The organism is Pseudomonas sp. P179 (assembly GCF_000478485.2).
Taxonomy (GTDB): domain Bacteria; phylum Pseudomonadota; class Gammaproteobacteria; order Pseudomonadales; family Pseudomonadaceae; genus Pseudomonas; species Pseudomonas aeruginosa.
Window position 1 is genome coordinate 4,521,742 of record NZ_KI517354.1, and the last position, 26,343, is coordinate 4,548,084.

The window sequence follows — 26,343 nt, forward strand, 5'->3', positions numbered from 1 at the left end:
GCTGGCGTTTTCGTTTCCGCCTGTTCAATTGTCCGCCTCTATGGGGACCATGCTTGTCTTTTGCCAAGAAGAAAACAATAATCAATCTCATTATCGTCTGGTGAGGTTGCCATGTCCTTCGAGGCGCACGACCCGCAAGCATTGGATCACTGGTACTGGCTGGGCACGCAGATCCGCTGCGCGCTCGATCCCGACGAACCGCGCCTGCTCGACCAGTACCTCGGCGAGGCGCGCTATCTCGCCGGTTGGGAAGGTGTGGCCGCCTGGCCGCTGTTCGAGAAAGCCTACAACCTCCTGCTCGATACCGGTCGCGATCCGATATTGCCCTGGCACTGGCGCAGCCTCTGCCTCGACTACGCCTACCGGCCCCTCTGCGAACTTCAGCGACTGACCACCAACGGCAGCCAGCGACGCCGGCTGCGCCAGCTCTCCGTACGAATGGCCAGGCAGGACCTGGCGCCGTCGATGAGCTTCGATCACCCGCAACAAGGAAACCAAGATGACTGACACCCGCATCGAACGCGACAGCATGGGCGAACTGGCGGTCCCGGCGACCGCCCTCTATGGCGCCCAGACCCAGCGCGCGGTGAACAACTTCCCGGTCAGCGGCCATCGCATGCCCCAGGCCTTCGTCCGCGCCCTGCTGCTGGCCAAGGCCGCGGCGGCGCGGGCGAACGTCTCCCTGCAGCAACTGGATGCACCGATGGGCGAGGCGATCGCCGAGACCTGCCTGCAACTGCTGCAGGAGGACTTCATGCAGCATTTCCCGGTGGATGTGTTCCAGACCGGCTCCGGCACCAGTTCCAACATGAACGCCAACGAAGTGGTGGCGACCCTGGCCAGTCGCCGCCTGGGCGGCAAGGTCAATCCGAACGACCATGTGAACTGCGGGCAGAGCAGCAACGACATCATCCCCTCGACCATCCACATCAGTGCCGCCCTCGAGATCAGCGAACGCCTGCTGCCGGCGCTGCGCCACCTGGAGCAGACTATCCAGAGCAAGGCCGGCGAAGTGCATGCCTATGTGAAGACCGGCCGCACCCACCTGATGGATGCGATGCCGGTACGCATGAGCCAGGTGCTCGGTGGCTGGGCGCAGCAGGTGCGACAGGCTGGCGTGCACATCGAGAGCGTACTTCCTGCTTTGCAGCAGTTGGCACAGGGCGGCACCGCGGTGGGCACCGGGATCAACGCCCATCCGCGGTTCGCCGAACGTTTCAGCCAGGAGCTGAACGACCTGACCGGGTTGGCGTTCCGCCCCGGCGACGACTTCTTCGCCCTGATCGGTTCGCAGGACACGGCGGTCGCTGCGTCCGGCCAGTTGAAGACCCTGGCCGTGACCCTGATGAAGCTGGCCAACGACCTGCGCTGGATGAACTCCGGGCCGCTTGCCGGGCTCGGCGAGATCGAGCTGGAAGCGCTGCAACCAGGCTCCTCGATCATGCCCGGCAAGGTCAACCCGGTGATCCCGGAGGCCACCGCGATGGTCGCCGCCCAGGTGATCGGCAATGACGCCGCCATTGCCGTCGCCGGCCAATCGGGCAACTTCGAACTGAACGTGATGCTGCCGCTGGTGGCGGACAACCTGTTGCACAGCATCCAGTTGCTGGCCAACGTCAGCCGGCTGCTGGCGGACAAGGCCATCGCCAGCTTCAAGGTCAACCAGGGCAAGCTCAGCGAGGCGTTGGCGCGCAACCCGATCCTGGTCACTGCGCTGAACCCGATCATCGGCTACCAGAAGGCTGCGGAAATCGCCAAGCAGGCCTATCGCGAGGGACGGCCGATCATCGATGTGGCGCTGGAAAACACCGATCTGGACCGTGCGCGCCTGGAGGTGTTGCTGGATCCGGAAAAACTCACGGCTGGCGGCCTCTGAGGCCGCCCCACCACTGGAGGTACCGCCATGCGTCATTGGCAACGAACGATCGAACAGGGCAACCGCTGTTTCGTCACCGGCGCATTGATCGATGCGCGTGAGCACTACCTCCATGCCCTGGCCCTGGCCCAGGTGCTGCTGGAACGCTGGGGCGACGCCGACGAGGCGGTGATGGCGTTCGTCATTTCCCATCACAACCTGGCCGACTTGCACCTGCAACTGGAGCAACCGGAGGAAACCGCCGAATACCTCTGCGCCTGCCACGAGCGCTTGTTGCGGGTCAGCGCCGACCAGAAACTGCCGCTGGCCCTGCGCCAGGCGGCCCAGCATCACAGCCGGCGCACCTATGTCGAACTGCTGTCGTTCATCGGCGAACACGGTGCCTATCCGCGCACCGAGCGCCTGCTCAAGGGACCGCCGAACGCGGAGGTCCGACCTGAGTTCCTCGCTCCGCCCCCCTCACTTCGCTATCACTGACGGAGAGTTTCCATGCCCCACGCCTTGCCGCCCTTGCCCTACTCCTACGATGCCTTGGAACCGCACATCGATGCGCTGACCATGGAGATCCACCACAGCAAGCACCACCAGACCTACGTGAACAACCTGAACGCCGCGCTGGAAGGCACGCCCTATGCCGAGCAGCCGGTGGAAAGCCTGCTGCGGCAACTGGCTGGTCTGCCGGAGAAGCTGCGCACCCCGGTTGTCAACAATGGCGGTGGGCATGCCAACCACTCGCTGTTCTGGACCGTGATGTCGCCCCAGGGCGGTGGCCGTCCCGATGGCGACCTGGGGCGGGCCATCGATGAGCAGCTCGGGGGCTTCGAGGCGTTCAAGGATGCGTTCACCAAGGCTGCGCTGACCCGCTTCGGCAGCGGCTGGGCCTGGCTCAGCGTGACTCCCCAGGGCAGCTTGCTGGTGGAGAGCAGCGGCAACCAGGACAGCCCGCTGATGAACGGCAATACGCCGATCCTCGGCCTGGACGTATGGGAGCACGCCTATTACCTGAAGTACCAGAACCGCCGCCCGGAATACATCGGCGCTTTCTACAACGTGATCGACTGGCGGGAGGTCGCGCGTCGCTATGCGCAAGCCCTGGCCTAATGTTAACCGTGATGCGAGATGGCTGGCCGGCAGCCTGGCGGTGCAGCGATGAAGGCGTTGCTCCATGGCATCGCCGAAGGTAACGGGCGGACGCTGCGCAACCTGCTGGGCTTGCTGATCTTCATCGGCGGCGGCTACCTGCTCGGCCGCCACGCGCTGTTGCTGGCCGAGCTCAACCTGCCGGCGCCCATCGTGCTGGCGTTGAAAGGCGGCCTGCTCTGCGCCTTCGGTACCGCTCTCGGGGCGATGCCGGTGCTGGTGGTGAAGACCATGCCGGCGCGCCTGTCGGATGCGCTGCTGGGCTTCGGTGCCGGCGTGATGCTCTCGGCGACGGCCTTCTCGCTGATCATGCCGGCGCTATCCGCGGCCGGCGACCTCGGCTACTCGAAGTTCGGCGCGGGGTTCCTGGTCAGTTTCGGCCTGGCGGTCGGCGTGATGGGGCTGTTCATCCTCGGCCGGCTGATGCCGGACGTCCATCCCGGTTGCGAGGGCGCGCCACTGTCCGGTGGCATTCCCCCGCGCATCCTGCTGTTCGTCACGGCCATCGTCCTGCACAACGTCCCCGAAGGCATGGCGGTTGGCGTGTCGGCCGGTGCCGGCCTGGATGAGGCCAACGGCCTCGCCCTGGGCATCGCTCTGCAGGATGTGCCGGAAGGGCTGGTGGTGGCGCTGGTGCTGGCCGGAGTCGGTATGTCGCGTTTCAAGGCGATGCTGGTCGGTGCCGCGTCGGGCCTGGTCGAGCCGCTGTTCGCGGTGCTCTGCGCCTGGCTGGTCGGCCTCTCCGCGCTGCTCCTGCCCTGGGGGCTGGCCGCCGCGGCGGGAGCGATGCTCTTCGTGGTCACCCACGAGATCATTCCCGAGTCCCACCGCCAGGGACATGCCGCCGAGGCTACGCTGGGCCTGGTGTTCGGTTTCTGCCTGATGATGGTGCTGGATACCGCGCTGGGCTAGGGGATTCATCCGACCCGAGCTGAATTGACGCCGGCCGCAATCGCCGGAAAGGAAAAGCCGCCAGTTGGCGGCTTTTTCGTTGTCGCTGGGAAGAGCCTACTCGCCCTCGTCGAACCTGTTGTTGATCAGTTCGACCAGCGCGTTCAACGCCTCGTCTTCCTGTTCGCCTTCGGTATGCAGGTGCAGGTTGGTGCCCTTGCCGGCAGCCAGCATCATCACGGCCATGATGCTCTTGCCGTCGACGCAGCTTTCAGGATTGCGGCCGACCCGGACCTGGCAAGGGTAGCGCCCCGCGACGCCGACGAACTTGGCCGCCGCGCGGGCGTGCAGACCGAGCTTGTTGATGATGGTGATCTCGAGGGCGGGCATCTTGGGGAGTCTGTCCTTCTTGTTATGGGCTAGCTGCTGAGATCGCGGTGGCGAATCTGCACGTTCTTCAGGGAATCCCTGAGTGCAGCGCCAATCCGCTCGGCGAGGTAGACCGAACGATGGTGCCCGCCGGTACAGCCTATCGCAACTGTTACATATGAGCGGTTACTGGCGGCGAAGCGCGGCAGCCATTTGTTCAGGTAGCCGACGATGTCCTGGTACATTTCCTCGACATCCGGCTGGGCGGCCAGATACTCGCGGACTTCCGGCTCCAGCCCCGAATGATCGCGCAACTCGGGCTTCCAGTAGGGGTTCGGCAGGCAGCGCACATCGAACACCAGGTCGGCGTCGACTGGCATGCCGCGCTTGAAGCCAAAGGATTCGACGAGGAACGCGGTGCCGGGTTCCGGCTTGTTCAACAGGCGCAGTTTGATGGTGTCGCGCAGCTGATAGAGGTTGAGGCTGGTGGTGTCCAGCTTCAGGTCGGCGAGGTCGGCGATCGGTCCGAGCAATTGGCTCTCGTCGCCAATCGCCTCCGCCAGCGAACGGGTGTCGGTGGTCAGCGGGTGGCGCCGGCGGGTTTCCGAGAATCGTTTGAGCAGCGTCTCGTCGTCGGCGTCGAGATACAGCACATCGCAGTTGATGTGGTTGTCCCGCACTTCCTGCAACAGTTCGGGGAAGCGCTGCAACTGGCTGGGCAGGTTGCGGGCGTCGATCGACACCGCCACCTGTGGCTGCAGTAGCTCCGTGTGCAACAGGGCGCGCTGCGCCAGGTCGGGAAGCAGGCTGGCGGGAAGGTTGTCGATGCAATAGAAGCCGTTGTCTTCGAGGACGTTCAGGGCGGTGCTCTTGCCCGAGCCCGAGCGGCCACTGACGATGATCAGGCGCATGTCATTGCCCGTTCTGTACGTCTACCACGATCTGATAAAGCGCTTCGGCGGTGGGAGCGCTGCGCAGGCGGTCGCGTACGTCGGCACGGTCGAGCATGGCGGCGATCTGCCGGAGCAGTTCGAGATGTTCTTCGGTCGCGGCCTCCGGTACCAGCAGGACGAAGAGCAGGTCGACCGGCGCGCCGTCCAGCGCGTCGAAGTCCACGGGAGCATCCAGGTGCAGCACGGCGCTGATGGGGCTCTGGCAGCCAGACAGGCGGCAGTGCGGAATGGCGATGCCATTGCCGAAGCCGGTGGAACCGAGTTTTTCCCGGGCCACCAGGTTTTCGAAGATGGTCTGGGCGTCGAACTCCGGCAGCTCCCTGGCTACCAGGTTGGCGATTTGTTCGAGTACGCGTTTCTTGCTGCCGCCCGGCACGTTCACGAGGGAACGGCCGGGGGTCAGGATTTGCTCAAGTCGGATCATAGGGGAGGGGAGATCAGCGGGCGCCTACGCCTTGCTGCCGTTCGAGATACTTCTCTTTGTGTTTGATCAGTTGACGGTCGAGTTTGTCGATCAGCAGGTCGATGGCCGCGTACATGTCCTCATGTTCCGCATTGGCTACGATCTCGCCACCGGCGATGCGCAGGGTGGCTTCGATCTTCTGCTTCAGTTTCTCGACCTCCATGATCACCTGAACATTGGTGATCTTGTCGAAATGGCGCTCCAGACGGCTCAGTTTCTCGCCGACATAGTCGCGCAGGGCGTCGGTCACATCCAGTTGATGGCCACTGATGTTGACTTGCATACCGCGTTCTCCTTGTTGCCCGTGTGTAAGTGGCAGGTTAGCAACCTGCCTCCGGAACACCTTGGCGTGGATCAACGTCACACCAGTCGCTTGCGCTCGCTCGAAGGGGCTATGCCCAGGGATTCGCGGTATTTGGCGACGGTGCGGCGAGCCACTTGAATGCCCTGTGCCTCCAGTAAACCAGCGATCTTGCTGTCGCTCAATGGCTTTTTCGCATTTTCCGCGGCCACCAGTTTCTTGATGATCGCGCGGATCGCGGTGGACGAGCATTCCCCGCCTTCGGCGGTACTGACGTGACTTGAAAAGAAATATTTCAGCTCGAAAATGCCGCGCGGCGTATGCATGTATTTCTGCGTGGTGACCCGCGAAATGGTCGATTCGTGCATGCCCACCGCTTCGGCGATGTCGTGCAGGACCAGCGGCTTCATGGCTTCTTCGCCGTAGTCGAGGAAACCGCGCTGGTGCTCGACGATCTGGGTGGCGACCTTCATCAGCGTTTCGTTGCGGCTCTGCAGGCTCTTGATGAACCAGCGGGCTTCCTGCAACTGGTTGCGCATGAAGGTATTGTCGGCGCTGCTGTCGGCGCGGCGGACCATGCCGGCGTAGGTGGCGTTGACGCGCAGGCGTGGCATCGCCTCCTGGTTCAGCTCGACCAGCCAGCGCTCGTTGTCCTTGCGCACGATGACGTCGGGGACGATGTATTCGGCTTCGCTCGATTCGATCTGCGAACCGGGCCGGGGATGCAGGCACTGGATCAGCTCGATGACCTGGCGCAGTTCGTCTTCCTTGAGCTTCATGCGCCGCATCAATTGGCTGTAGTCGCGGCCGCCGAGCAGGTCGAGGTAGTCGGATACCAGGCGCAGTGCTTCGTTCAGCCAGGGCGTGGTGGACGGCAACTGGCGCAGTTGCAGCAGCAGGCACTCGCGCAGGTTGCGGGCGCCGATCCCGGCGGGTTCCAGTTGCTGGATGCGGCGCAGCACGACTTCCACTTCGTCGAGCTCGACGTCCAGTTCCGGATCGATGGCGGCGAGGATTTCTTCGAGGGACTCTTCGAGGTAGCCATCGTTGTTGATGCTATCGATGATGGTCACCGCGATCATCCGATCGGTGTCCGACATCGGTGCCAGGTTGACCTGCCAGAGCAGGTGGCTGTGCAGGCTCTCGCCGCTGCTGGTGCGCGCGGTGAAGTCCCACTCGTCATCGTCGTTGCTGGGCAGGCTGCTGGCGCTGGTCTGGTAGATGTCTTCCCAGGCGGTATCCACCGGCAACTCGCTGGGTATGCGTTCGCTCCACTGGTCGTCGTCGAGGCTTTCGACGCTGGGCGTGGCGCTTTCCTGGAGGGGGCTCTCCTGGGGCGCGCTGGCCGCCTGTTCGGCGCCATCGGCGAGAGGGTCGCTGTTGTCGAAATCGTCGCCGTCTTCCTGGCGTTCGAGCATGGGATTGGATTCCAGCGCTTCCTGGATTTCCTGCTGGAGGTCCAGGGTGGATAGCTGGAGGAGGCGTATGGCCTGTTGCAGCTGCGGCGTCATCGTCAGCTGCTGGCCCATCTTGAGGACTAGCGATGGTTTCATGGCTGAGGGCTTAGTACCTTATTCGCTGGTACCGGATGGCACCATCCACTACTACGGGTGCCGAGGTGGCGGCACCGCCAGGAAGCAAATTATATGCCTGAATTTTCGTACTTTGCCTAGGGTTGCTCTGAATAAATCATCCGCTCCAGGCGGCACTCGTGGTTGCGAAACCGCGGGCGAGCGGAACCGCTCCGGCGAGGCCGGAGGGCGCGCTAGGAGATTTCTTCAGAGGCGGAACTCGTGCCCCAGGTAGACTTCCTTGACCAGGTCGTTGGCGAGGATGCTCTCGGCATCCCCTTCCGCGATCAACTGCCCATCATTGACGATATACGCCGTTTCACAGATGTCCAGGGTCTCGCGGACGTTGTGGTCGGTGATGAGGATGCCGATACCCTTCGCCTTGAGGTGATGGATGATCTGCTTGATGTCGCCGACCGAGATCGGGTCCACGCCGGCGAAGGGCTCGTCGAGGAGGATGAATTTCGGCGCGCTGGCCAGGGCGCGGGCGATTTCCACCCGGCGTCGTTCGCCGCCGGACAGGCTCATGCCGAGGTTGTCGCGGATGTGGTGGATGTGGAATTCCTGCAGCAGGCCTTCCAGGGCTTCCTTGCGACCGTTGCGATCGAGGTCGCTGCGGGTCTCGAGGATCGCCATGATGTTGTCGGATACCGACAGCTTGCGGAAGATCGAGGCTTCCTGCGGCAGGTAGCCGATGCCGGCCCGGGCGCGCCCGTGCATCGGCAGGTGGGTGACGTTCTGCTCGTCGATGCGGACCACGCCCTGGTCGGCCTGGACCAGGCCGACGATCATGTAGAAGCAGGTGGTCTTGCCGGCACCGTTCGGACCGAGCAGGCCGACGATCTGCCCGCTATCGATGGACATGCTGACGTCGCGGACGACTTGCCGGCCTTTATAGCTTTTGGCCAGGTGCTGGGCTTTGAGCGTTGCCATTACTGGGCCTTTTTCTTCGGCTGGATGACCATGTCGATGCGCGGGCGCGGGCTGGTCACCTGGGAGCCGGTGGCACGACCCGCGTTGACGATCTGGCGCTGGGTGTCGTAGACGATCTTCTCGCCTTCGAAGGTGTTGCCTTCCTGGATCACCTTGGCCTGGTCGATCAGCACGACCCGGTTCTGCGTGACGAAGTACTGGATGGTCAGGCCATAGGCCTTGGTCACGTCCTTGTCCGGAGCGGGTTTCTGCTCGTAGTAGGCAGGTTTGCCGACCGAGGTCACGACCTCGATGTCGCCGTTCTTGTCCTGCTTCAGGGTCACGGTGTTGCCGGTCAGCTTGGTGCTGCCCTGGGTCACCACGACGTCGCCGCGGTAGACCGCGACGCCCTGCTTGTCGTCCAGTTCGGCGCTGTCGGCCTGGACGCGGATCGGTTGTTCGCGGTCCGAAGGCAGGGCCAAGGCCATGGAGCTGCCGAGGGCGGCAGTCAGACCGAAAATAAGGGGGAGGGTATTAACGAACCTCATGCTGACCTCTTACGTTGGACAGCAGGTGCATCCGGCTGTCTTTCAGATACGCTTTCATTCCAACAGCCGTCGTCACTCCATTGGCCGCGTCGATTTTAACGGCTTGCTCGGTCTGTGCATAATTCTTGTCGGGGAATACGGTCAGCCGAGTGGTGGTCAGGATGCTTGGTTGGCCCTTGGCATCGGTACGTGCGACGCGCACGTCGTCGATGAGTTCGACCTCCTTGCCTTTCGGTCCGACTTCGGCGCGGGCGCTCTGGATGTGCCAGGGTTGCACGTTGCCACGGAAGAGCAGCAGGTCGGGGGTGGTGACGAAAGTGATGTCCGTGGCTTTCTGGTGCTCCAGCTTCACCGCGGTCATCTCGTAGTCGAGGCTGCCGTCCTCCTGGTACTGGAGGCTATGGGCATTCTCGGCATAGTAGTCGATGGTATTGTCCTGGCCGGGACGGGTCGGCTGTTCGTTGAACAGCTCGAGCCCGACGTTCCAGTAGTAGCCCGCGACGATCAGCAACAGGGCGATCAGGGCGAGCAGCAGTTTCTGGCGTAGTGTCTTCGGCATGGTTGGCTCTACAGATAGGCGCTCTGGGCGGCTTCGAGCGTACCCTGGGCGCGCATGATCAGTTCGCAGAACTCGCGGGCGGCGCCTTCGCCGCCGCGGGCCGCGGTGACGCCATGGGCATGCTGGCGCACGAACGGGTCGGCACTGGCTACCGCCATGCCCAGGCCGACGCGGCGGATCACCGGCAGATCGGGCAGGTCGTCGCCAAGGTAGGCGACTTGCTCATAGCCTAGTCCGAGTTCGCCGAGAAGTTCGTCGAGGACGGCGAGCTTGTCTTCCCGGCCCTGATAGAGATGCTGGATGCCCAGGTTGCGCGCGCGCCGTTCGACCACCGGAGTGTCGCGGCCGGTGATGATGGCGGTGCGCACGCCGGAGGCGATGAGCATCTTGATGCCATGTCCGTCCAGGGTGTTGAAGGTCTTGAACTCGCTGCCGTCGACGAGGAAATACAGCTTGCCGTCGGTCAGCACGCCGTCGACGTCGAAAATCGCCAGGCGTATCCGGCTGGCCCGGACCGGGAGTTCCGCGGCCGAATGGGTATCGCTCATTACATCACTCCTGCGCGCAACAGGTCGTGCATGTTCAGGGCGCCGACCGGACGGTCGTCCGCGTCGACCACCACCAGTGCGCCGATCTTGTTGTCTTCCATGATCTTCAGGGCTTCCGCGGCGAGGATCTCGGCGCGGACGGTCTTGCCGTGGACGGTCATCACCTGGTCGATGGTGACCTGGCGGACGTCGATGCCCCGATCCAGGGCGCGACGCAGGTCGCCATCGGTGAAAATGCCGGCAAGCTTGCCATGTTCGTCGAGCACTACGGTCATGCCCAGGCCCTTGCGGGTCATTTCCATCAGCGCGCCGGTCAGCGAGGTGCCGAGCAGCACCTGCGGCAGCCCTTCGCCAACGTGCATGACGTCTTCCACCTTCAGCAGCAGTCGGCGGCCCAGCGCACCGCCCGGGTGCGAGAAGGCGAAGTCTTCCGCGGTAAAGCCGCGGGCTTCGAGCAGGGCGATCGCCAGGGCGTCGCCGAGGACCAGGGTTACGGTGGTGGAGGAGGTCGGGGCCAGGTTCAGTGGGCAGGCTTCCTGGCCAACACTGGCGTCCAGGTTCACTTCCGCAGCCTTGGCCAGGGGCGACTCGGGGTTACCGGTCATGCTGATCAGGGTGATGCCCAGGCGCTTGATCAGAGGCAACAGGGTGACGATTTCGGCAGTCGAGCCGGAGTTGGACAGGGCGAGGACCACGTCGTCCTTGGTGATCATGCCCATGTCGCCATGGCTGGCCTCGGCCGGATGCACGAAGAAGGAGGGGGTGCCGGTGCTGGCCAGGGTAGCGGCGATCTTCTTGCCGATGTGACCGGACTTGCCCATGCCGACGACGACGACCCGGCCCTTGCCGGCCAGCAGCAGTTCGCAGGCCTTGACGAAATCGTCGCCAATCCGCGCCAGCAGGCTGTCTACCGCGTCGCGCTCGAGGCCGATGGTGCGCTGGGCGGAATGGATGAAATCGAGGTTCTGGCTCATGTTCAACGAATGTGGCGCCTGGATTAAAGGCGGGATTATAACGGGAAAGCGTGCCCCGCTTACACCAGCCATGCTGTGAAGTCGGTCCGCATCCCCCGCGGCGCAATGTTGTATGGACTGCAATGCTCTGTTACGCCGCCGTTATCTGCACTCCGCGCTATGACTGCATAAATGTCGATATATTCGACGTCGACGCGATTTTTTTCTGTCCGTAGTGAACCTGAAGTGTGCGATATGTCCTAAAGGGCTGAGAGAACGCTCCGAACAAGCTGAATCCAAGCTGAACGGCACGGTGCCAGGCCTTGGGCCAGAACCCGCCGCAGTGCTATAGTCCGCGCCCATTCGACCCCTCCGGGATGCGTGCCTTTGCAACGGGGCAAGGCGTCCAGCATGGACGGGTCGCATCGCAAGGAGTCCTGATGAGCACCGATAGTGCCTACGCGGTCGAGTTGAAGGGCCTGACCTTCAAGCGCGGATCGCGGGCGATTTTCGACAACATCGATGTGCGTATCCCGCGCGGAAAGGTGACCGGCATCATGGGCCCGTCCGGTTGCGGCAAGACCACGTTGCTGCGGCTGATCGCCTCCCAGTTGCGTCCTTCGAAGGGGGAGGTCTGGGTCAACGGGCAGAACCTGCCGCAGCTTTCGCGCGGCGACCTGTTCGACATGCGCAAGCAGTTCGGCGTGCTGTTCCAGAGCGGGGCGCTGTTCACCGATCTCGACGTCTTCGAGAACGTCGCGTTTCCGCTGCGTGTGCATACCCAACTGCCGGAAGAGATGATCCGCGACATCGTCCTGATGAAGCTTCAGGCCGTCGGCCTGCGCGGCGCCGTGGAACTGATGCCGGACGAGCTTTCCGGCGGCATGAAGCGCCGCGTCGCCCTGGCCCGGGCGATCGCCCTGGACCCGCAGATCCTGCTCTACGACGAGCCGTTCGTGGGGCAGGATCCGATCGCCATGGGCGTCCTGGTGCGCCTGATCCGCCTGCTCAACGATGCCCTCGGCATCACCAGCATCGTGGTTTCCCATGACCTGGCCGAGACCGCCAGCATCGCCGACTACATCTATATCGTCGGCGACGGCCGGGTACTTGGCCACGGGACGCCGGACGTCCTCAAGGAAACCGACGATCCTCGTATCCGCCAGTTCGTCAAGGGAATCCCGGATGGTCCCGTTCCGTTCCATTATCCGGCCCGCGACTACCGGGCCGACCTGCTGGGAGAGCGCTGATGCGTAGAGTCTCTCCCCTCGAACGTATCCGCCTGTTCGGCCGCGCCGGCCTGGACGTGGTCGCCGCGCTCGGCCGCTCGACCCTGTTCCTCGGCCACGCCCTGCTCGGCCGGCGCACGCCAGGCACCGGTTTGCACCTGCTGGTGAAGCAACTCTACTCGGTAGGCGTGCTGTCGCTGGCGATCATCGTCGTCTCGGGCCTGTTCATTGGCATGGTGCTGGCCCTGCAGGGCTACAACATCCTGATTTCCTATGGTTCCGAGCAGGCGGTCGGGCAGATGGTGGCCCTGACCCTGCTGCGCGAACTGGGGCCGGTGGTGACCGGCCTGCTGTTCGCCGGCCGTGCCGGCTCTGCGCTTACCGCGGAAATCGGCAACATGAAGGCCACCGAACAGCTTTCCAGCCTGGAAATGATCGGTGTCGACCCGCTCAAGTACATCGTCGCGCCGCGCCTGTGGGCCGGTTTCATCTCCATGCCGCTGCTCGCCGCGATCTTCAGCGTGGTCGGCATCTGGGGCGGGGCGATGGTCGCGGTCGACTGGCTGGGCGTATACGAGGGGTCGTTCTGGGCGAACATGCAGAACAGCGTGCAGTTCACCGAGGATGTGCTCAACGGCGTGATCAAAAGTATCGTATTCGCCTTCGTGGTGACCTGGATCGCGGTCTACCAAGGCTACGACTGCGAGCCGACCTCGGAAGGAATCAGCCGGGCGACGACCCGGACCGTGGTCTATGCCTCCCTGGCGGTGCTGGGGCTCGACTTCATTCTGACTGCTTTGATGTTTGGAGATTTCTGAATGCAAACCCGCACCCTGGAAATCGGTGTCGGCCTGTTCCTCCTGGCCGGCCTGCTGGCCCTGTTGCTGCTGGCCCTGCGGGTCAGCGGCCTGAGCGTGGGCAACGCCGGCGATACCTACAAGGTCTACGCCTACTTCGACAACATCGCCGGTGTTACCGTGCGCGGCAAGGTCACCCTGGCCGGCGTGACGATCGGCAAGGTGACGGCGGTCGACCTGGATCGCGACAGCTACACTGGTCGCGTGACCATGGAGATCAACCAGAACGTGAACAACCTGCCGGTCGATTCCACGGCGTCGATCCTGACCGCCGGCCTGCTGGGCGAGAAATACATCGGCATCAGCGTCGGCGGCGACGAGGACGTTCTGAAGGACGGCAGCACCATCCACGACACCCAGTCGGCGCTGGTGCTGGAAGACCTGATCGGCAAGTTCCTGCTGAACTCGGTTAACAAAGACGAAGCCAAAAAGTGAGGTTTTCTTCCATGCTGACTCTTCTGCGTCGCGGCCTGCTGGTGTTCCTGGCGGCTTTCCCGCTGCTTTCCATGGCGGCGCCGACCCCGCAACAGGTGGTGCAGGGCACGGTCGACGAACTGCTTTCCGACATCAAGGCCAACAAGGCCGCCTACAAGGCCGATCCGCAAAAGCTCTACGCCACTCTCGATCGTATCCTTGGGCCGGTGGTCGATGCCGAAGGCATCGCCAAGAGCGTGATGACCGTCAAGTACTCGCGCCAGGCCTCACCCGAGCAAATCAAGCGCTTCGAGGAAGTGTTCAAGAACAGCCTGATGCAGTTCTACGGCAACGCGCTGCTCGAATACGACAACCAGGACATCCGCGTGCTGCCTAGTTCGGCCAAGCCGAGCGACGATCGCGCCAGCGTCAACATGGAGATCCGTGACAGCAAGGGCACGGTCTATCCGGTCTCCTACACCATGACCAACCTGGCCGGTGGCTGGAAGGTCCGCAACGTGATCATCAACGGCATCAACATCGGCAAGCTGTTCCGCGACCAGTTCGCCGACACCATGCAGAAGAACCGCAACGACCTCGAGAAGACCATCGCCGGCTGGGGCGAGGTGGTCGCCAAGGCCAAGGAAACCGCGAAAGCGGAAGAGGCCGGGGCGAAATGAGCCAGGCCAGCCTGCGCGAAGGCGCGGCCGGCGAACTGCAGCTCGCCGGCGTGCTCGACTACAGCAGCGGGCCGGCGTTGCGCGAGCAGGGCGGTCGGCTGATCCGCGCCAGCCAGGCGGCGGAACTGGTCGTCGACTGCTCGGCGGTGGAGCGCTCCAGCAGCGTGGGCATTTCCCTGTTGCTGGCCTTCATGCGCGACGCACGCAAGGCCGGCAAGGTCCTGAGCGTCAGGGCGTTGCCGGACGACATGCGGGAGATTGCCAAGGTCAGCAGCCTTCTGGAGATCCTGCCTTTGCAGGAATGACCGGCCGGCGGAACGAGCGGCCCTCCGTCTGCGCGTCCCTTCCTGGGGTTCGCAGGCGGAGGGCTTTTTTGTATGATGGCCGACCGTGCGCGTAGGGCGCCCGATTGAGGTTGAGCATGCAGGCCGAAGACGTTAAGAGCCTTCTCCAGGAAAAACTCCCCGGCACCCAGGTGGAAGTCGAGGGCGAAGGGTGCAATTTCCAACTGAATCTGATCAGCGACGAACTGGCCGGCCAGAGCCCGGTCAAGCGTCAGCAGCAGGTCTACGCCCATTTGAACGCCTGGATCGCCGATGGCAGCATCCATGCCGTCACCATGAAATTCTTCAGCCGCGCCGCCTGGGCCGAGCGTTCCTGAGCCCACGGGGGATCATTGCAATGGATAAACTGATTATTACCGGCGGTAACCGCCTCGATGGCGAAATCCGCATTTCCGGCGCGAAGAACTCGGCGCTGCCGATCCTGGCCGCGACCCTGCTGGCCGATACTCCGGTCACCGTCTGCAACCTGCCGCACCTGCACGACATTACCACCATGATCGAACTGTTCGGCCGCATGGGCGTGCAGCCGATCATCGACGAGAAGCTCAACGTCGAAGTCGATGCCAGCAGCATCAAAACCCTGGTCGCGCCGTACGAACTGGTGAAGACCATGCGTGCCTCGATCCTGGTGCTGGGCCCGATGCTGGCGCGCTTCGGCGAGGCCGAAGTGGCCCTGCCGGGCGGTTGCGCGATCGGTTCGCGTCCGGTCGACCTGCATATCCGCGGTCTCGAGGCCATGGGCGCGCAGATCGAGGTCGAAGGCGGCTACATCAAGGCCAAGGCGCCGGCCGGCGGCCTGCGTGGCGGTCACTTCTTCTTCGATACCGTCAGCGTGACCGGCACCGAGAACCTGATGATGGCCGCCGCGCTGGCCAACGGCCGTACCGTGCTGCAGAACGCCGCTCGCGAGCCGGAGGTGGTCGACCTGGCCAACTGCCTGAACGCCATGGGCGCCAACGTCCAGGGCGCTGGCTCCGATACCATCGTCATCGAAGGCGTGAAGCGCCTCGGCGGTGCTCGCTACGACGTACTGCCCGACCGTATCGAGACCGGCACCTACCTGGTGGCCGCGGCCGCGACCGGCGGCCGGGTGAAGCTGAAGGATACCGACCCGACCATCCTCGAGGCGGTCCTGCAGAAGCTGGAAGAGGCCGGTGCCCACATCAGCACCGGCAGCAACTGGATCGAGCTGGACATGAAGGGCAACCGGCCGAAGGCGGTCAACGTGCGTACCGCGCCGTACCCGGCGTTCCCCACCGACATGCAGGCCCAGTTCATCTCCATGAACGCGGTTGCCGAAGGCACCGGCGCGGTCATCGAGACGGTCTTCGAGAACCGCTTCATGCATGTTTACGAAATGAACCGCATGGGCGCGCAAATCCTCGTCGAAGGCAACACCGCCATCGTCACCGGCGTACCCAAGCTCAAGGGCGCTCCGGTCATGGCGACCGACCTGCGCGCATCCGCGAGCCTGGTGATCGCCGGCCTGGTGGCCGAAGGCGACACCCTGATCGATCGCATCTACCACATCGACCGTGGCTACGAGTGCATCGAAGAGAAACTCCAGCTGCTCGGCGCCAAGATCCGCCGCGTACCGGGCTAGCGGAGGCTGTCGCGCAAATGCTGACCATCGCCTTGTCCAAGGGCCGGATTCTCGACGATACCCTGCCGCTGCTCGCAGCGGCGGGCATCGTGCCGTCGGAGAACCCGGACAAGAGCCGCAAGCTGATCATCCCGACGTCCCTGTCCGATGTGCGCCTGCTCATCGTGCGCGCCACCGACGTGCCGACCTATGTCGAGCATGGCGCCGCCGATCTCGGCGTGGCCGGCAAGGACGTGCTGATGGAGTACGGCGGCCAGGGACTCTACGAACCGCTGGACCTGCGTATCGCCAACTGCAAGCTGATGACCGCCGGCGCCATTGGCGCGCCTGAACCCAAGGGACGCCTGCGGGTGGCCACCAAGTTCGTCAATGTCGCCAAGCGCTACTACGCCGAGCAGGGCCGCCAGGTCGACGTGATCAAGCTGTACGGCTCGATGGAGCTGGCGCCGCTGGTCGGTCTCGCCGACAAGATCATCGACGTCGTGGATACCGGCAATACCCTGCGCGCCAACGGCCTGGAGCCCCAGGAACTGATCGCCACGATCAGCTCGCGCCTGGTGGTCAACAAGGCCTCGATGAAGATGCAGCACGGTCGCATCCAGTCGCTGATCGATACCCTGCGCGACGCCGTCGAGGCGCGACACCGTCACTGATACCCGTGCGGCTCCGCGCCGCACCTGCCTATCCGTGTCATAGCCAAATTTTCTCGGGTGCCCGCACGGTGGGCTTGGTAGTCTAGCGGCGCCCGAGACAACGCCATCCATAAAAGAGGCTCGCTATGACCGCTCCCTTCGCTATCCGTCGACTCAATGCCGCTGATCCGGACTTCGGGCGTCATCTGGATCATCTGCTGAGCTGGGAAAGTGTCTCCGACGATTCGGTCAACCAGCGCGTCCTCGACATCATCGCCGCCGTACGCAGCCGTGGCGACGCCGCCGTGGTCGAGTTCACCCAGCGCTTCGACGGTCTCCAGGCCGCCTCGATGGCCGACCTGATCCTGCCGCGCGAGCGCCTGGAGCTGGCTCTCACACGTATCACCGTAGCCCAGCGCGAAGCCCTGGAAGTCGCCGCCGAGCGCGTGCGCAGCTACCACGAGAAGCAGAAGCAGGGTTCCTGGCGCTACACCGAGGCCGACGGCACGGTGCTCGGCCAGCAGGTCACCCCGCTGGACCGCGCCGGGCTCTATGTGCCGGGCGGCAAGGCGTCCTACCCGTCCTCGGTGCTGATGAATGCGATCCCGGCCAAGGTCGCCGGGGTGTCCGAAGTGGTCATGGTCGTACCGACCCCGCGCGGCGAGATCAACGAGATCGTCCTCGCCGCCGCCTGCATCGCCGGCGTCGACCGTGTCTTCACCATCGGCGGGGCACAGGCCGTGGCCGCGTTGGCCTACGGCACCGAAAGCGTGCCGCGGGTGGACAAGATCGTCGGCCCCGGCAACATCTACGTGGCCACCGCCAAGCGTCACGTGTTCGGCCAGGTCGGCATCGACATGATCGCCGGTCCCTCGGAAATCCTCGTGGTCTGCGATGGCCAGACCGATCCCGACTGGATCGCCATGGACCTGTTCTCCCAGGCCGAACACGACGAAGACGCCCAGTCGATCCTGGTCAGTCCGGATGCGGCGTTCCTGGACCGCGTCGCGGACAGCATCGCTCGCCTGCTGCCGACCATGGAGCGCGCCGAGATCATCCGCACCTCCCTGGAGGGGCGCGGCGCGCTGATCCAGGTCGCCGACCAGGCCCAGGCCTGTGCGGTCGCCAACCGCATCGCCCCGGAACACCTGGAGCTGTCGGTGGCCGATCCGGAAAGCTGGCTGCCGGAGATCCGCCATGCCGGCGCGATCTTCATGGGCCGCTACACTGCCGAGGCCCTGGGCGACTATTGCGCCGGCCCGAACCACGTGCTGCCGACCTCCGGTACCGCGCGTTTCTCTTCGCCGCTGGGGGTATATGACTTCCAGAAGCGTTCGTCGATCATCAACTGCTCGGCCGAGGGCGCTTCGGTCCTCAGTCGTACCGCCTCGGTGCTGGCTCGCGGCGAGTCGTTGACCGCCCACGCGCGTAGTGCCGAATACCGCATCCTCGACGAGAAGGAGGCCTGAGCATGAGCAAATTCTGGAGTCCCTTCGTCAAGGACCTGGTGCCTTATGTGCCGGGCGAGCAGCCGAAGCTGTCGCGGCTGGTCAAGCTGAACACCAACGAGAATCCCTACGGTCCGTCGCCACAGGCGCTCGCCGCGATGCAGGCGGAACTCAACGACGACCTGCGCCTGTATCCCGATCCCAACGGCGAGCGGTTGAAGCAGGCGGTCGCCGCGCACTACGGCGTACAGGCCAACCAGGTGTTCGTCGGCAACGGCTCCGACGAGGTGCTCGCGCACATTTTCCATGGCCTCTTCCAACACGACCTGCCGCTGCTGTTCCCGGACGTGACCTACAGCTTCTATCCGGTCTATTGCGGCCTGTACGGGATCGCGCACGAGAAGATCGCGCTGGATGAAAGGTTCCGCATCCGCGTCGAAGACTACGCGCGGCCCAACGGCGGAATCATCTTCCCCAATCCGAACGCGCCGACCGGCTGCCTGCTGCCGCTGGACGCCATCGAAGCGATGCTGAAGGCGTCGCCGGATTCGGTGGTGGTAGTCGACGAGGCCTATGTCGACTTCGGCGGCGAGAGCGCCATCGCCCTGGTCGATCGCTACCCGAACCTGCTGGTCACCCAGACGCTGTCCAAGTCGCGCTCCCTGGCCGGCCTGCGGGTCGGCCTGGCGGTCGGCCATGCCGATCTGGTCGAGGCGCTGGAGCGGATCAAGAACAGCTTCAATTCCTACCCGCTGGATCGCCTGGCGATCGCCGGCGCGGCGGCGGCTTTCGAGGACGACGCCTATTTCCGTCGGACCTGCCAGGCAGTGATCGATAGCCGCGAGGCGTTGAGCGCCTCTTTGCAGGCGCTGGGCTTCGAGGTACTACCGTCGGCCGCCAACTTCGTCTTCGCCCGTCATCCGCGGCACGATGCCGGGCAGATTGCCTCGACCCTGCGCGAGCAGGGAGTGATCGTCCGCCATTTCAAGCAGGCGCGGATCGACCAGTTCCTGCGTATCACCATCGGCAGTCCGGAGCAGAACCAGGCGCTACTGGACGCCCTGCACTTCCTCAAGTGATACGAAAACGGCGCCCGAGGGCGCCGTTTTCAATGGCGGGGATTACTCGCCGCCGTCCTGTTTCTGCTGTGGAGCCGGTGCCGGCGGCGGACGCAGGCCGACCTCGGCGGTCAGGTTGACCTTCTGTCCGTTGCGCAGCACCACGATGCTGATCTTCTGTCCCGGACGGGTGCGCGCCACCTGGTTCATCGAGCGGCGGCCGTCGCTGGCTTCCTGCTTGTCGATGGTCAGGATCACATCGCCCGGCAGCAGGCCGCCGCGTGCCGCCGGACCGTCGCGATAGACGCCGGCGACGACGATCCCGGCGGTTTCGCCGAGGCCCAGCGACTCCGCCAGTTCCGGGGTCAGCGCCTTGACCTCGACGCCGAGCCAGCCGCGGATCACCTGGCCGTGCTCGATGATCGACTGCATGACCTCCAGGGCCAGCTTGGTCGGGATGGCGAAGCCGATACCCTGGGAGCCGCCGGACTTGGAGAAGATCGCCGTGTTGATGCCGATCAGGTTGCCGGCAGCGTCCACCAGCGCGCCGCCGGAGTTGCCGGGGTTGATCGCCGCGTCGGTCTGGATGAAGTCTTCGTAGGTGTTCAGGCCGAGCTGGTTGCGTCCGGTGGCGCTGATGATGCCCATGGTCACGGTCTGGCCGACGCCGAACGGGTTGCCGATGGCGAGGCAGACGTCGCCGGTGCGAATGCCGTCGGAGCGGCCGAGGGTCATCGCCGGCAGGTTCTTAAGGTCGATCTTCAGCACGGCCAGGTCGGTTTCCGGGTCGCTGCCGACCAACTGGGCGATGGTTTCGCGGCCGTCGCGCAAGGCCACGATGATCTGGTCGGCGCCAGCGGTCACGTGGTTGTTGGTCAGCAGGTAGCCTTCCGCGCTCATGATCACCGCCGAGCCGAGGCTCGACTCCATGCGCTTCTGTTGCGGCAGGTTGTCGCCGAAGAAGCGGCGGAACATCGGGTCGTCGAACAGGGGGTGGGAGGGCTTGCTGACCATCTTGGTGGTGTACAGGTTGGCCACTGCCGGAGCCGCTCGACTCACCGCGTTGGCATAGGACACCGGGCCTTCCTGCAGGCGGCTGAGCAGAGGCGCCTGCTCGACGTGCACCTCCTGGCGTGGCAGGCCGACCAGCTCGGGGTTGTGCTGGATGATCAGCAGGGCCAGCAGCACGCCGACCAGCACGGGCCAGCCGAGGAAACGCAGGGCCTTGGGCATCGGGAAAATCCTTGGGGTTGCGAGGCCGAAAAGCGGCCGATAAGGTGGCGCCCATTATAGGGGGAAGCCGTCCATTAGAGGAGCGGCGCGCCCTGCCTGAATGAAGAGGAATTTGCATGGCTATCGCCCTGAGCACCCTGGTCGAAGAGGCCGACCGTTATCTGGATGCCGCGCGCATCCAGGACTACTGCCCGAACGGCCTGCAGGTCGAAGGCCGGCCGCAGGTGCGGCGGATCGTCAGCGGGGTCACTGCCAGCCAGGCGCTGCTGGATGCCGCCGTGGAGGCCGACGCCGACGTGGTGCTGGTGCATCACGGTTACTTCTGGAAGGGTGAGAACCCCTGCGTGGTCGGCATGAAGCAACGGCGCCTGAAGACCCTGCTGAACAACGATATCAGTCTGCTCGCTTACCACCTGCCGCTGGATCTGCATCCGGAGGTGGGCAACAACGTGCAGCTCGCCCGGCAGCTCGGCTTCGAAGTGGAAGGGCCGTTGGAGCCGGGCAACCCGCGTTCCATCGTCCTCCTCGGTTCGCTTGCCGAGCCGATGCAGCCTGCCGATTTCGCTCGGCATGTGCGCGATGCGCTGGGGCGTGAGCCGCTGCTGGTCGATGCCGGTCAGCCGATCCGGCGCATCGCCTGGTGCACCGGCGGCGCCCAGGGCTATATCGACCAGGCGATCGCCGCTGGCGTCGATGCCTACCTGACCGGCGAGGTTTCCGAGCAGACCGTGCACAGCGCGCGGGAGAACGGCATCAGCTTCATCGCCGCCGGACACCATGCCACCGAGCGCTACGGGGTACAGGCGCTGGGCGACTACCTGGGCAAGCGCTTCGCCATCGAGCACTTGTTCATCGACTGTCCTAATCCTGCCTGACGACGGAGCGGTGACGCACCCGGTCGACTTCCTTGCCCAGTTCCCAGACGGCCATCGCGTAGTGGGTGCTGTGGTTATAGCGGGTGATCACGTAGAAGTTCGGCAGGCCGTACCAGTACTGGTAGTTCCTGCCCATGTCCAGGCGCAGCAGGCTGGCTTGCCGGTGGCCGCCGAGCGGACCCCGCGGGCGTAATCCGGCGGAAGCGAGCACGTCCAGCGGGTACAGCGTCTTGAAGCCATCTTCCAGCGAGGGAGCCCGGCCACTGGCGGGAACCGCCACGCGATCGCCGCTGACCCAGCCGTGCTGCTTGAAATAGTTGGCGACGCTGCCGATGGCGTCACGCGGATTCCACAGGTCGATATGCCCATCGCCATCGAAGTCCACCGCGTACTTGGTGAATGAAGACGGCATGAACTGGCCGTAGCCCATGGCGCCGGCATAGGAACCGCGCAGGGCCAGCGGGTCGGTGCCTTCCTTGCGCGCCTGGAGGAGGAATTGCTCCAGTTCGCCGCTGAAGAATTCCGCGCGGCGAGGGTAGGAGAAGGACAGGGTGGACAGCGCATCGATGATCCGCGTCTTGCCCATCACACGCCCCCAGCGGGTTTCCACGCCGATGATGCCGACGATGATCTCCGGCGGCACGCCGTAGACGCGCGATGCCCGTTGCAGGTCGGTTTCGTATTGGTCCCAGAACAGCACGCCGTTCTGTACGTTGCCTGGCGTGACGAACTTCTTCCGGTAGCGCAGCCAGGCGCCGTTCGGTCCGCTGGGTGGGGTATAGGTCGGAGCTTGCCGGTCCATCAGGCGGATCACCCAGTCCAGGCGCTGGGTCTGGGCGAACAGGTCGTGCAGTTGCTGGCGGTTGAAGCCGTGCTGGCTGACCATCCTGTCGATGAAGCGCTGTGCCGCCGGATTGTTCGCGTAATCGCCGCGCAGCGGCAGTATCGGTTGCACCGACTGGCGTACGGGGCGGGGGGAAATGACGGTGCGGGCCTGGGGTTTGGCGGCGGGTTTCGGTGGTGGCGTCGGTTCGCTGCTGCATGCTGAGACCAGAAGGAACAGGGGCAGGGCGAGGGCGGTACGGCGCATCTGGGGGCTTCTTGGCGGAATGACGATGCCCGCTATGCTAGCGCAGTGCCGCCGGCGTACAAGTCGAGCCGCCGAAAGGGGGCGGACCGTCTGCTCGCTGTCGCGGCGACGGCTTTGTCCGGTCCGGGACGATGCCGTCTCAGCTTTGTCCGCCCGGTCTGCGAAACGCCCCTGGAAAACCTCTCGACGCCAGTGTTTTCGCCGGCTGCGAGGCTGAGCGCTGATGGCTATATGGGTATATTTTTTCGGTATAAATGGCGAATCTTTTAGAGCCTTGCGCTGTGATAGAGTGCGCGTTCGTCTACGGCCCGACGGCCGTCCATAAGCAATTCCGTGAGTAGCCATGGTCGACAAACTGACGCACCTGAAACAGCTGGAGGCGGAAAGCATCCACATCATCCGCGAGGTGGCCGCCGAGTTCGATAACCCGGTGATGCTGTACTCGATCGGCAAGGATTCCGCGGTCATGCTGCACCTGGCCCGCAAGGCCTTCTTCCCCGGCAAGCTGCCCTTCCCGGTGATGCACGTGGACACCCGCTGGAAATTCCAGGAGATGTACAGGTTCCGCGATCGGATGGTCGAGGAAATGGGCCTGGACCTGATCACCCACGTCAACCCGGACGGCGTCGCCCAGGGCATCAACCCGTTCACCCACGGCAGCGCCAAGCACACCGACGTGATGAAGACCGAGGGACTCAAGCAGGCCCTGGACAAGTACGGTTTCGACGCTGCCTTCGGCGGCGCGCGCCGCGACGAGGAGAAGTCGCGGGCCAAGGAACGGGTCTATTCGTTCCGCGACAGCAAGCACCGCTGGGACCCGAAGAACCAGCGTCCCGAGTTGTGGAACATCTACAACGGCAAGGTGAAGAAGGGCGAGTCGATCCGCGTCTTCCCGCTGTCCAACTGGACCGAGCTGGACATCTGGCAATACATCTACCTGGAAGGCATCCCGATCGTCCCGCTGTACTTCGCCGCCGAGCGCGAGGTCATCGAGAAGAACGGCACGCTGATCATGATCGACGACGAGCGCATCCTCGAGCATCTCTCTGACGAAGAGAAAGCCCGCATCGAGAAGCGCATGGTGCGCTTCCGTACCCTCGGCTGCTACCCGCTCACCGGCGCGGTCGAGTCCAGCGCCACCACGCTGCCGGAAATCATCCAGGAAATGCTCCTGACGCGTACTTCCGAACGCCAGGGTCGGGTCATCGACCATGACCAGGCCGGTTCGATGGAAGAAAAGAAACGTCAGGGCTATTTCTGAGGATACGCAGCATGTCTCATCAATCCGATCTGATCAGCGAGGACATCCTCGCCTACCTGGGGCAGCACGAACGCAAGGAACTGCTGCGCTTCCTTACCTGCGGCAACGTCGATGACGGCAAGAGCACCCTGATCGGGCGCCTGCTGCACGACTCCAAGATGATCTACGAGGATCACCTGGAGGCCATCACCCGCGACTCGAAGAAAGTCGGCACCACGGGCGACGACGTCGACCTGGCGCTGCTGGTCGATGGCCTGCAGGCCGAGCGCGAGCAGGGCATCACCATCGACGTGGCGTACCGCTACTTCAGCACCGCCAAGCGCAAGTTCATCATCGCCGACACGCCCGGCCATGAGCAGTACACCCGCAACATGGCTACCGGTGCCTCGACCTGCGACCTGGCGATCATCCTGATCGATGCCCGCTACGGTGTGCAGACCCAAACCCGCCGGCACAGTTTCATCGCGTCCCTGCTGGGTATCCGGCATATCGTGGTCGCCATCAACAAGATGGACCTGAAGGACTTCGACCAGGGTGTCTTCGAACAGATCAAGGCCGACTACCTGGCCTTTGCCGAGAAGATCGGTCTGAAGACCAGTTCGCTGCACTTCGTGCCGATGTCGGCGCTCAAGGGCGACAACGTGGTCAACAAGTCCGAGCGTTCGCCCTGGTACGCCGGCCAGTCGCTGATGGAAATCCTCGAAACCGTCGAGATCGCCGCCGACCGCAACCTCGATGACATGCGCTTCCCGGTGCAGTACGTGAACCGGCCGAACCTGAACTTCCGCGGTTTCGCCGGCACCCTGGCCAGCGGCGTGGTGCGCAAGGGCGACGAAGTGGTGGCATTGCCGTCGGGCAAGGGCAGCAAGGTGAAATCCATCGTCACCTTCGAGGGCGAACTGGAGCAGGCCGGTCCCGGCCAGGCCGTCACCCTGACCCTGGAAGACGAGATCGACGTTTCCCGCGGCGACATGCTGGTGCATGCCGACAATCGCCCGCTGGTCACCGACGGCTTCGATGCCATGCTGGTGTGGATGGCCGAGGAGCCGATGCTTCCGGGCAAGAAGTACGATATCAAGCGCGCTACCAGCTATGTGCCGGGTTCGATTCCGAGCATCGTCCACAAGGTGGACGTGAATACCCTGGAGCGGACCCCGGGCAGCGAGCTGAAGCTGAACGAGATCGCCAGGGTCAAGGTCAGCCTGGACGCGCCCATCGCGCTCGATGGCTATGAGCAGAACCGCACCACCGGCGCCTTCATCGTCATCGATCGCCTGACCAACGGCACCGTTGGCGCCGGCATGATCGTCTCCGCTCCGCCGGCGGCCCATGGCAGCAGCGCGCATCACGGTTCGAATGCCCATGTGACGCGCGAGGAGCGTGCCGGCCGCTTCGGCCAGCAGCCGGCGACCGTACTGTTCAGCGGCCTCTCCGGCGCCGGCAAGAGCACCCTGGCCTACGCCGTGGAGCGCAAGCTGTTCGATATGGGCCGCGCGGTCTACGTGCTGGACGGGCAGAACCTGCGCCACGACCTGAACAAGGGGTTGCCGCAGGACCGCGCCGGACGCACCGAGAACTGGCTGCGCACCGCCCATGTCGCCAAGCAGTTCAACGAGGCCGGGTTGATCAGCCTCTGCGCCTTCGTCGCGCCGAGCGCGGAAGGGCGCGAGCAGGCCAGGGCGCTGATCGGCGCCGAGCGCCTGATCACCGTCTATGTGCAGGCGTCGCCGCAGGTCTGCCGCGAACGCGATCCCCAGGGGCTGTATGCGGCGGGCGAGGACAATATCCCCGGCGAGTCCTTCCCCTACGACGTGCCGCTGGATGCCGACCTGGTGATCGATACCCAGGCGCTGAGCGTCGAGGACGGCGTGAAGCAGGTGCTCGACCTGTTGCGCGAGCGCCAGGCGATCTGATCGTCTCGCAGCCATGAAAAAGCCCCGCGGATGCGGGGCTTTTTCATGGGCGTCGGCAGGTTCGCGCAGCGCGTCAGTACTTGCCTTTCAGGCCGTAGGTGGCGTCGAGGGTGCCGGGGCTGTCCGGGCTTTTCGGCGCATAGTCCTTCGGCACTTCGCCGGAGGCCGGCGGAGTCAGGCGCTCGCGGCGCTCGGCCGGATAGGCCTCGTCGGCATGCAGCGCAGCCAGCAGGCGCTGGCGGGTCTGTTCGTCCAGGGCCAGGCGCTGGGCGCCGTCGGAGAGGTGCTCCTGCACGTCCTGGTAGCTCTGGGTCAGCTTCTTCACGAGGCTGGCGGTGGTGTTGAAATGGGTCACGACTTCGCGCTGATAGCTGTCGAAGCGGTCCTGCAGGTCGTCCATCTGGCGTTGCACCTTGTTCGGCGCGGCGTTGGGCAGCAGGCGGGCGATCAGAAAACCGATGGCGACCCCGGCGACCAGGGCGAGGGCCGGCAGCAGCCAGGCGGTGAGCGACTGTTCCACGCGAATCCTTCCTCTATAGACGGCTTTGCTTTACGTTAACGGCTTGAGTCCGAGCTGTATACCACGGCACGCGAGTAAGTGCCTGTGTCGCTTGGAGTAATC

At 64.3% G+C, this 26,343-nt stretch carries 31 protein-coding genes; 18 read left to right on the forward strand and 13 right to left on the reverse strand.

Annotated features, from left to right (window positions below):
- Nucleotides 1–111 precede the first annotated feature (111 nt).
- From HMPREF1224_RS33125 to HMPREF1224_RS33145, 5 genes are read left to right on the forward strand one after another with little or no spacing between them, the layout of a single operon-like run.
- The gene (locus HMPREF1224_RS33125; protein WP_003094374.1) at nt 112–507 is read left to right on the forward strand and encodes a hypothetical protein; all 396 of its coding nucleotides are present in this window, start codon (nt 112–114) and stop codon (nt 505–507) included.
- Nucleotides 500–1,876, forward strand: coding sequence for a class II fumarate hydratase FumC (fumC, locus tag HMPREF1224_RS33130; RefSeq protein WP_010793802.1), 1,377 nt, complete (start codon nt 500–502; stop codon nt 1,874–1,876). Before HMPREF1224_RS33125 ends, fumC begins: the two co-directional genes overlap by 8 nt.
- 27 nt (nt 1,877–1,903) lie before the next feature.
- The gene (locus HMPREF1224_RS33135; RefSeq protein ID WP_003094369.1) at nt 1,904–2,353 is read left to right on the forward strand and encodes a hypothetical protein; all 450 of its coding nucleotides are present in this window, start codon (nt 1,904–1,906) and stop codon (nt 2,351–2,353) included.
- A 12-nt stretch (nt 2,354–2,365) separates the two neighbouring features.
- Nucleotides 2,366–2,977 carry a superoxide dismutase gene (locus HMPREF1224_RS33140; RefSeq protein ID WP_009315925.1) on the forward strand — a complete coding sequence of 204 codons (612 nt, stop codon included), beginning with the start codon at nt 2,366–2,368 and terminating at the stop codon, nt 2,975–2,977.
- 18 nt (nt 2,978–2,995) lie between these two features.
- Entirely contained in the window at nt 2,996–3,928 is a 933-nt protein-coding gene (locus HMPREF1224_RS33145) for a ZIP family metal transporter (RefSeq protein ID WP_074198665.1), read from the forward strand.
- A gap of 96 nt (nt 3,929–4,024) precedes the next feature.
- Here HMPREF1224_RS33145 and HMPREF1224_RS33150 read toward each other — a convergent pair whose 3' ends face one another.
- From HMPREF1224_RS33150 to kdsD, 10 genes are all read right to left on the reverse strand, one after another.
- Nucleotides 4,025–4,297: an HPr family phosphocarrier protein gene (locus HMPREF1224_RS33150; RefSeq protein WP_003094362.1), complete on the reverse strand. Its 273-nt coding sequence runs from the start codon at nt 4,295–4,297 to the stop codon at nt 4,025–4,027.
- Between the two features lie 29 nt (nt 4,298–4,326).
- Entirely contained in the window at nt 4,327–5,187 is an 861-nt protein-coding gene (rapZ, locus tag HMPREF1224_RS33155) for an RNase adapter RapZ (RefSeq protein ID WP_003094361.1), read from the reverse strand.
- 1 nt (nt 5,188) lies between these two features.
- Nucleotides 5,189–5,653, reverse strand: coding sequence for a PTS IIA-like nitrogen regulatory protein PtsN (ptsN, locus tag HMPREF1224_RS33160; RefSeq protein ID WP_003098853.1), 465 nt, complete (start codon nt 5,651–5,653; stop codon nt 5,189–5,191).
- A 13-nt stretch (nt 5,654–5,666) separates the two neighbouring features.
- Nucleotides 5,667–5,975 carry a ribosome hibernation-promoting factor, HPF/YfiA family gene (gene hpf / locus HMPREF1224_RS33165; protein ID WP_003094359.1) on the reverse strand — a complete coding sequence of 103 codons (309 nt, stop codon included), beginning with the start codon at nt 5,973–5,975 and terminating at the stop codon, nt 5,667–5,669.
- A gap of 77 nt (nt 5,976–6,052) precedes the next feature.
- On the reverse strand, nt 6,053–7,546 hold the full coding sequence (locus tag HMPREF1224_RS33170) for an RNA polymerase factor sigma-54 (protein ID WP_003094357.1): 1,494 nt from the start codon (nt 7,544–7,546) through the stop codon (nt 6,053–6,055).
- A 225-nt stretch (nt 7,547–7,771) separates the two neighbouring features.
- Nucleotides 7,772–8,497: an LPS export ABC transporter ATP-binding protein gene (gene lptB, locus HMPREF1224_RS33175; RefSeq protein WP_003094355.1), complete on the reverse strand. Its 726-nt coding sequence runs from the start codon at nt 8,495–8,497 to the stop codon at nt 7,772–7,774.
- On the reverse strand, nt 8,497–9,024 hold the full coding sequence (gene lptA / locus HMPREF1224_RS33180; RefSeq protein WP_003120916.1) for a lipopolysaccharide transport periplasmic protein LptA: 528 nt from the start codon (nt 9,022–9,024) through the stop codon (nt 8,497–8,499). The genes lptB and lptA overlap by 1 nt, the downstream gene beginning before the upstream one ends.
- Nucleotides 9,011–9,583 carry an LPS export ABC transporter periplasmic protein LptC gene (gene lptC, locus HMPREF1224_RS33185; RefSeq protein WP_003094353.1) on the reverse strand — a complete coding sequence of 191 codons (573 nt, stop codon included), beginning with the start codon at nt 9,581–9,583 and terminating at the stop codon, nt 9,011–9,013. The genes lptA and lptC overlap by 14 nt, the downstream gene beginning before the upstream one ends.
- Before the next feature lie 8 nt (nt 9,584–9,591).
- Nucleotides 9,592–10,131: a KdsC family phosphatase gene (locus HMPREF1224_RS33190; RefSeq protein ID WP_003112742.1), complete on the reverse strand. Its 540-nt coding sequence runs from the start codon at nt 10,129–10,131 to the stop codon at nt 9,592–9,594.
- Nucleotides 10,131–11,111, reverse strand: coding sequence for an arabinose-5-phosphate isomerase KdsD (gene kdsD / locus HMPREF1224_RS33195; RefSeq protein WP_003094347.1), 981 nt, complete (start codon nt 11,109–11,111; stop codon nt 10,131–10,133). The genes HMPREF1224_RS33190 and kdsD overlap by 1 nt, the downstream gene beginning before the upstream one ends.
- Nucleotides 11,112–11,524: 413 nt before the next feature.
- On the opposite strand from kdsD, the gene HMPREF1224_RS33200 reads away from it, so the two are divergent.
- The 10 genes from HMPREF1224_RS33200 to hisC all read left to right on the forward strand — a co-directional run bounded on the left by HMPREF1224_RS33200 (nt 11,525) and on the right by hisC (nt 19,370).
- A complete protein-coding gene (locus HMPREF1224_RS33200; protein WP_003094343.1) occupies nt 11,525–12,334 on the forward strand; it encodes an ATP-binding cassette domain-containing protein in 810 nt (269 codons plus the stop codon).
- Complete coding sequence (gene mlaE / locus HMPREF1224_RS33205; protein ID WP_003094341.1) at nt 12,334–13,131, forward strand: lipid asymmetry maintenance ABC transporter permease subunit MlaE; 798 nt, start codon at nt 12,334–12,336, stop codon at nt 13,129–13,131. The genes HMPREF1224_RS33200 and mlaE overlap by 1 nt, the downstream gene beginning before the upstream one ends.
- Nucleotides 13,132–13,605 carry an outer membrane lipid asymmetry maintenance protein MlaD gene (mlaD, locus tag HMPREF1224_RS33210; protein WP_003094339.1) on the forward strand — a complete coding sequence of 158 codons (474 nt, stop codon included), beginning with the start codon at nt 13,132–13,134 and terminating at the stop codon, nt 13,603–13,605. It abuts the gene before it with no gap.
- Between the two features lie 11 nt (nt 13,606–13,616).
- Nucleotides 13,617–14,264: an MlaC/ttg2D family ABC transporter substrate-binding protein gene (locus HMPREF1224_RS33215; RefSeq protein ID WP_003094337.1), complete on the forward strand. Its 648-nt coding sequence runs from the start codon at nt 13,617–13,619 to the stop codon at nt 14,262–14,264.
- Entirely contained in the window at nt 14,261–14,569 is a 309-nt protein-coding gene (locus HMPREF1224_RS33220) for an STAS domain-containing protein (protein ID WP_003094335.1), read from the forward strand. The genes HMPREF1224_RS33215 and HMPREF1224_RS33220 overlap by 4 nt, the downstream gene beginning before the upstream one ends.
- A 116-nt stretch (nt 14,570–14,685) precedes the next feature.
- Entirely contained in the window at nt 14,686–14,925 is a 240-nt protein-coding gene (locus tag HMPREF1224_RS33225; protein WP_003094334.1) for a BolA family protein, read from the forward strand.
- A gap of 20 nt (nt 14,926–14,945) precedes the next feature.
- Nucleotides 14,946–16,211: a UDP-N-acetylglucosamine 1-carboxyvinyltransferase gene (gene murA / locus HMPREF1224_RS33230; RefSeq protein ID WP_003094332.1), complete on the forward strand. Its 1,266-nt coding sequence runs from the start codon at nt 14,946–14,948 to the stop codon at nt 16,209–16,211.
- A gap of 17 nt (nt 16,212–16,228) precedes the next feature.
- Entirely contained in the window at nt 16,229–16,864 is a 636-nt protein-coding gene (hisG, locus tag HMPREF1224_RS33235) for an ATP phosphoribosyltransferase (protein ID WP_003098837.1), read from the forward strand.
- Nucleotides 16,865–16,989: 125 nt separating this feature from the next.
- Nucleotides 16,990–18,312, forward strand: coding sequence for a histidinol dehydrogenase (gene hisD / locus HMPREF1224_RS33240; protein ID WP_010793804.1), 1,323 nt, complete (start codon nt 16,990–16,992; stop codon nt 18,310–18,312).
- 2 nt (nt 18,313–18,314) lie between these two features.
- On the forward strand, nt 18,315–19,370 hold the full coding sequence (gene hisC, locus HMPREF1224_RS33245) for a histidinol-phosphate transaminase (RefSeq protein WP_003098833.1): 1,056 nt from the start codon (nt 18,315–18,317) through the stop codon (nt 19,368–19,370).
- Nucleotides 19,371–19,412: 42 nt separating this feature from the next.
- On the opposite strand, the gene algW is transcribed toward hisC, so the two are convergent.
- Entirely contained in the window at nt 19,413–20,582 is a 1,170-nt protein-coding gene (gene algW / locus HMPREF1224_RS33250; protein ID WP_003098831.1) for a Do family serine endopeptidase AlgW, read from the reverse strand.
- 116 nt (nt 20,583–20,698) lie between these two features.
- Here algW and HMPREF1224_RS33255 point away from each other — a divergent pair, with 116 nt between their 5' ends.
- Nucleotides 20,699–21,457 (forward strand): Nif3-like dinuclear metal center hexameric protein, encoded by a 759-nt coding sequence (locus HMPREF1224_RS33255; RefSeq protein WP_003094318.1) that lies wholly within the window; start codon nt 20,699–20,701, stop codon nt 21,455–21,457.
- Here the strand turns inward: HMPREF1224_RS33255 and mltB are convergent.
- On the reverse strand, nt 21,444–22,547 hold the full coding sequence (gene mltB, locus HMPREF1224_RS33260; protein ID WP_003098827.1) for a lytic murein transglycosylase B: 1,104 nt from the start codon (nt 22,545–22,547) through the stop codon (nt 21,444–21,446). The genes HMPREF1224_RS33255 and mltB overlap by 14 nt on opposite strands.
- A gap of 343 nt (nt 22,548–22,890) precedes the next feature.
- Here mltB and cysD point away from each other — a divergent pair, with 343 nt between their 5' ends.
- Entirely contained in the window at nt 22,891–23,808 is a 918-nt protein-coding gene (gene cysD, locus HMPREF1224_RS33265) for a sulfate adenylyltransferase subunit CysD (RefSeq protein WP_003094311.1), read from the forward strand.
- A gap of 11 nt (nt 23,809–23,819) precedes the next feature.
- Nucleotides 23,820–25,721, forward strand: coding sequence for a sulfate adenylyltransferase subunit CysN (cysN, locus tag HMPREF1224_RS33270; protein ID WP_003110029.1), 1,902 nt, complete (start codon nt 23,820–23,822; stop codon nt 25,719–25,721).
- 73 nt (nt 25,722–25,794) lie between these two features.
- Here the strand turns inward: cysN and HMPREF1224_RS33275 are convergent, their stop codons facing one another.
- Complete coding sequence (locus HMPREF1224_RS33275; protein WP_003094304.1) at nt 25,795–26,241, reverse strand: Z-ring associated ZapG family protein; 447 nt, start codon at nt 26,239–26,241, stop codon at nt 25,795–25,797.
- Nucleotides 26,242–26,343: the final 102 nt, after the last annotated feature.

Coding starts and splice junctions, on each gene's coding strand:
- HMPREF1224_RS33140 (WP_009315925.1), top strand. CDS start 2,366: ATGCCCCACGCCTTGCCGCCCTTGCCCTACTCCTACGATGCCTTGGAA.
- HMPREF1224_RS33220 (WP_003094335.1), top strand. CDS start 14,261: ATGAGCCAGGCCAGCCTGCGCGAAGGCGCGGCCGGCGAACTGCAGCTC.
- ptsN (WP_003098853.1), bottom strand. CDS start 5,653: ATGATCCGACTTGAGCAAATCCTGACCCCCGGCCGTTCCCTCGTGAAC.
- hisD (WP_010793804.1), top strand. CDS start 16,990: ATGACCGCTCCCTTCGCTATCCGTCGACTCAATGCCGCTGATCCGGAC.
- rapZ (WP_003094361.1), bottom strand. CDS start 5,187: ATGCGCCTGATCATCGTCAGTGGCCGCTCGGGCTCGGGCAAGAGCACC.
- mltB (WP_003098827.1), bottom strand. CDS start 22,547: ATGCGCCGTACCGCCCTCGCCCTGCCCCTGTTCCTTCTGGTCTCAGCA.
- HMPREF1224_RS33225 (WP_003094334.1), top strand. CDS start 14,686: ATGCAGGCCGAAGACGTTAAGAGCCTTCTCCAGGAAAAACTCCCCGGC.
- hpf (WP_003094359.1), bottom strand. CDS start 5,975: ATGCAAGTCAACATCAGTGGCCATCAACTGGATGTGACCGACGCCCTG.
- HMPREF1224_RS33170 (WP_003094357.1), bottom strand. CDS start 7,546: ATGAAACCATCGCTAGTCCTCAAGATGGGCCAGCAGCTGACGATGACG.
- hisG (WP_003098837.1), top strand. CDS start 16,229: ATGCTGACCATCGCCTTGTCCAAGGGCCGGATTCTCGACGATACCCTG.
- lptC (WP_003094353.1), bottom strand. CDS start 9,583: ATGCCGAAGACACTACGCCAGAAACTGCTGCTCGCCCTGATCGCCCTG.
- HMPREF1224_RS33215 (WP_003094337.1), top strand. CDS start 13,617: ATGCTGACTCTTCTGCGTCGCGGCCTGCTGGTGTTCCTGGCGGCTTTC.
- algW (WP_003098831.1), bottom strand. CDS start 20,582: ATGCCCAAGGCCCTGCGTTTCCTCGGCTGGCCCGTGCTGGTCGGCGTG.
- lptA (WP_003120916.1), bottom strand. CDS start 9,024: ATGAGGTTCGTTAATACCCTCCCCCTTATTTTCGGTCTGACTGCCGCC.
- HMPREF1224_RS33150 (WP_003094362.1), bottom strand. CDS start 4,297: ATGCCCGCCCTCGAGATCACCATCATCAACAAGCTCGGTCTGCACGCC.
- murA (WP_003094332.1), top strand. CDS start 14,946: ATGGATAAACTGATTATTACCGGCGGTAACCGCCTCGATGGCGAAATC.
- HMPREF1224_RS33125 (WP_003094374.1), top strand. CDS start 112: ATGTCCTTCGAGGCGCACGACCCGCAAGCATTGGATCACTGGTACTGG.
- cysN (WP_003110029.1), top strand. CDS start 23,820: ATGTCTCATCAATCCGATCTGATCAGCGAGGACATCCTCGCCTACCTG.
- HMPREF1224_RS33145 (WP_074198665.1), top strand. CDS start 2,996: ATGGCTGGCCGGCAGCCTGGCGGTGCAGCGATGAAGGCGTTGCTCCAT.
- HMPREF1224_RS33200 (WP_003094343.1), top strand. CDS start 11,525: ATGAGCACCGATAGTGCCTACGCGGTCGAGTTGAAGGGCCTGACCTTC.
- HMPREF1224_RS33190 (WP_003112742.1), bottom strand. CDS start 10,131: ATGAGCGATACCCATTCGGCCGCGGAACTCCCGGTCCGGGCCAGCCGG.
- hisC (WP_003098833.1), top strand. CDS start 18,315: ATGAGCAAATTCTGGAGTCCCTTCGTCAAGGACCTGGTGCCTTATGTG.
- lptB (WP_003094355.1), bottom strand. CDS start 8,497: ATGGCAACGCTCAAAGCCCAGCACCTGGCCAAAAGCTATAAAGGCCGG.
- HMPREF1224_RS33255 (WP_003094318.1), top strand. CDS start 20,699: ATGGCTATCGCCCTGAGCACCCTGGTCGAAGAGGCCGACCGTTATCTG.
- mlaD (WP_003094339.1), top strand. CDS start 13,132: ATGCAAACCCGCACCCTGGAAATCGGTGTCGGCCTGTTCCTCCTGGCC.
- cysD (WP_003094311.1), top strand. CDS start 22,891: ATGGTCGACAAACTGACGCACCTGAAACAGCTGGAGGCGGAAAGCATC.
- mlaE (WP_003094341.1), top strand. CDS start 12,334: ATGCGTAGAGTCTCTCCCCTCGAACGTATCCGCCTGTTCGGCCGCGCC.
- fumC (WP_010793802.1), top strand. CDS start 500: ATGACTGACACCCGCATCGAACGCGACAGCATGGGCGAACTGGCGGTC.
- HMPREF1224_RS33135 (WP_003094369.1), top strand. CDS start 1,904: ATGCGTCATTGGCAACGAACGATCGAACAGGGCAACCGCTGTTTCGTC.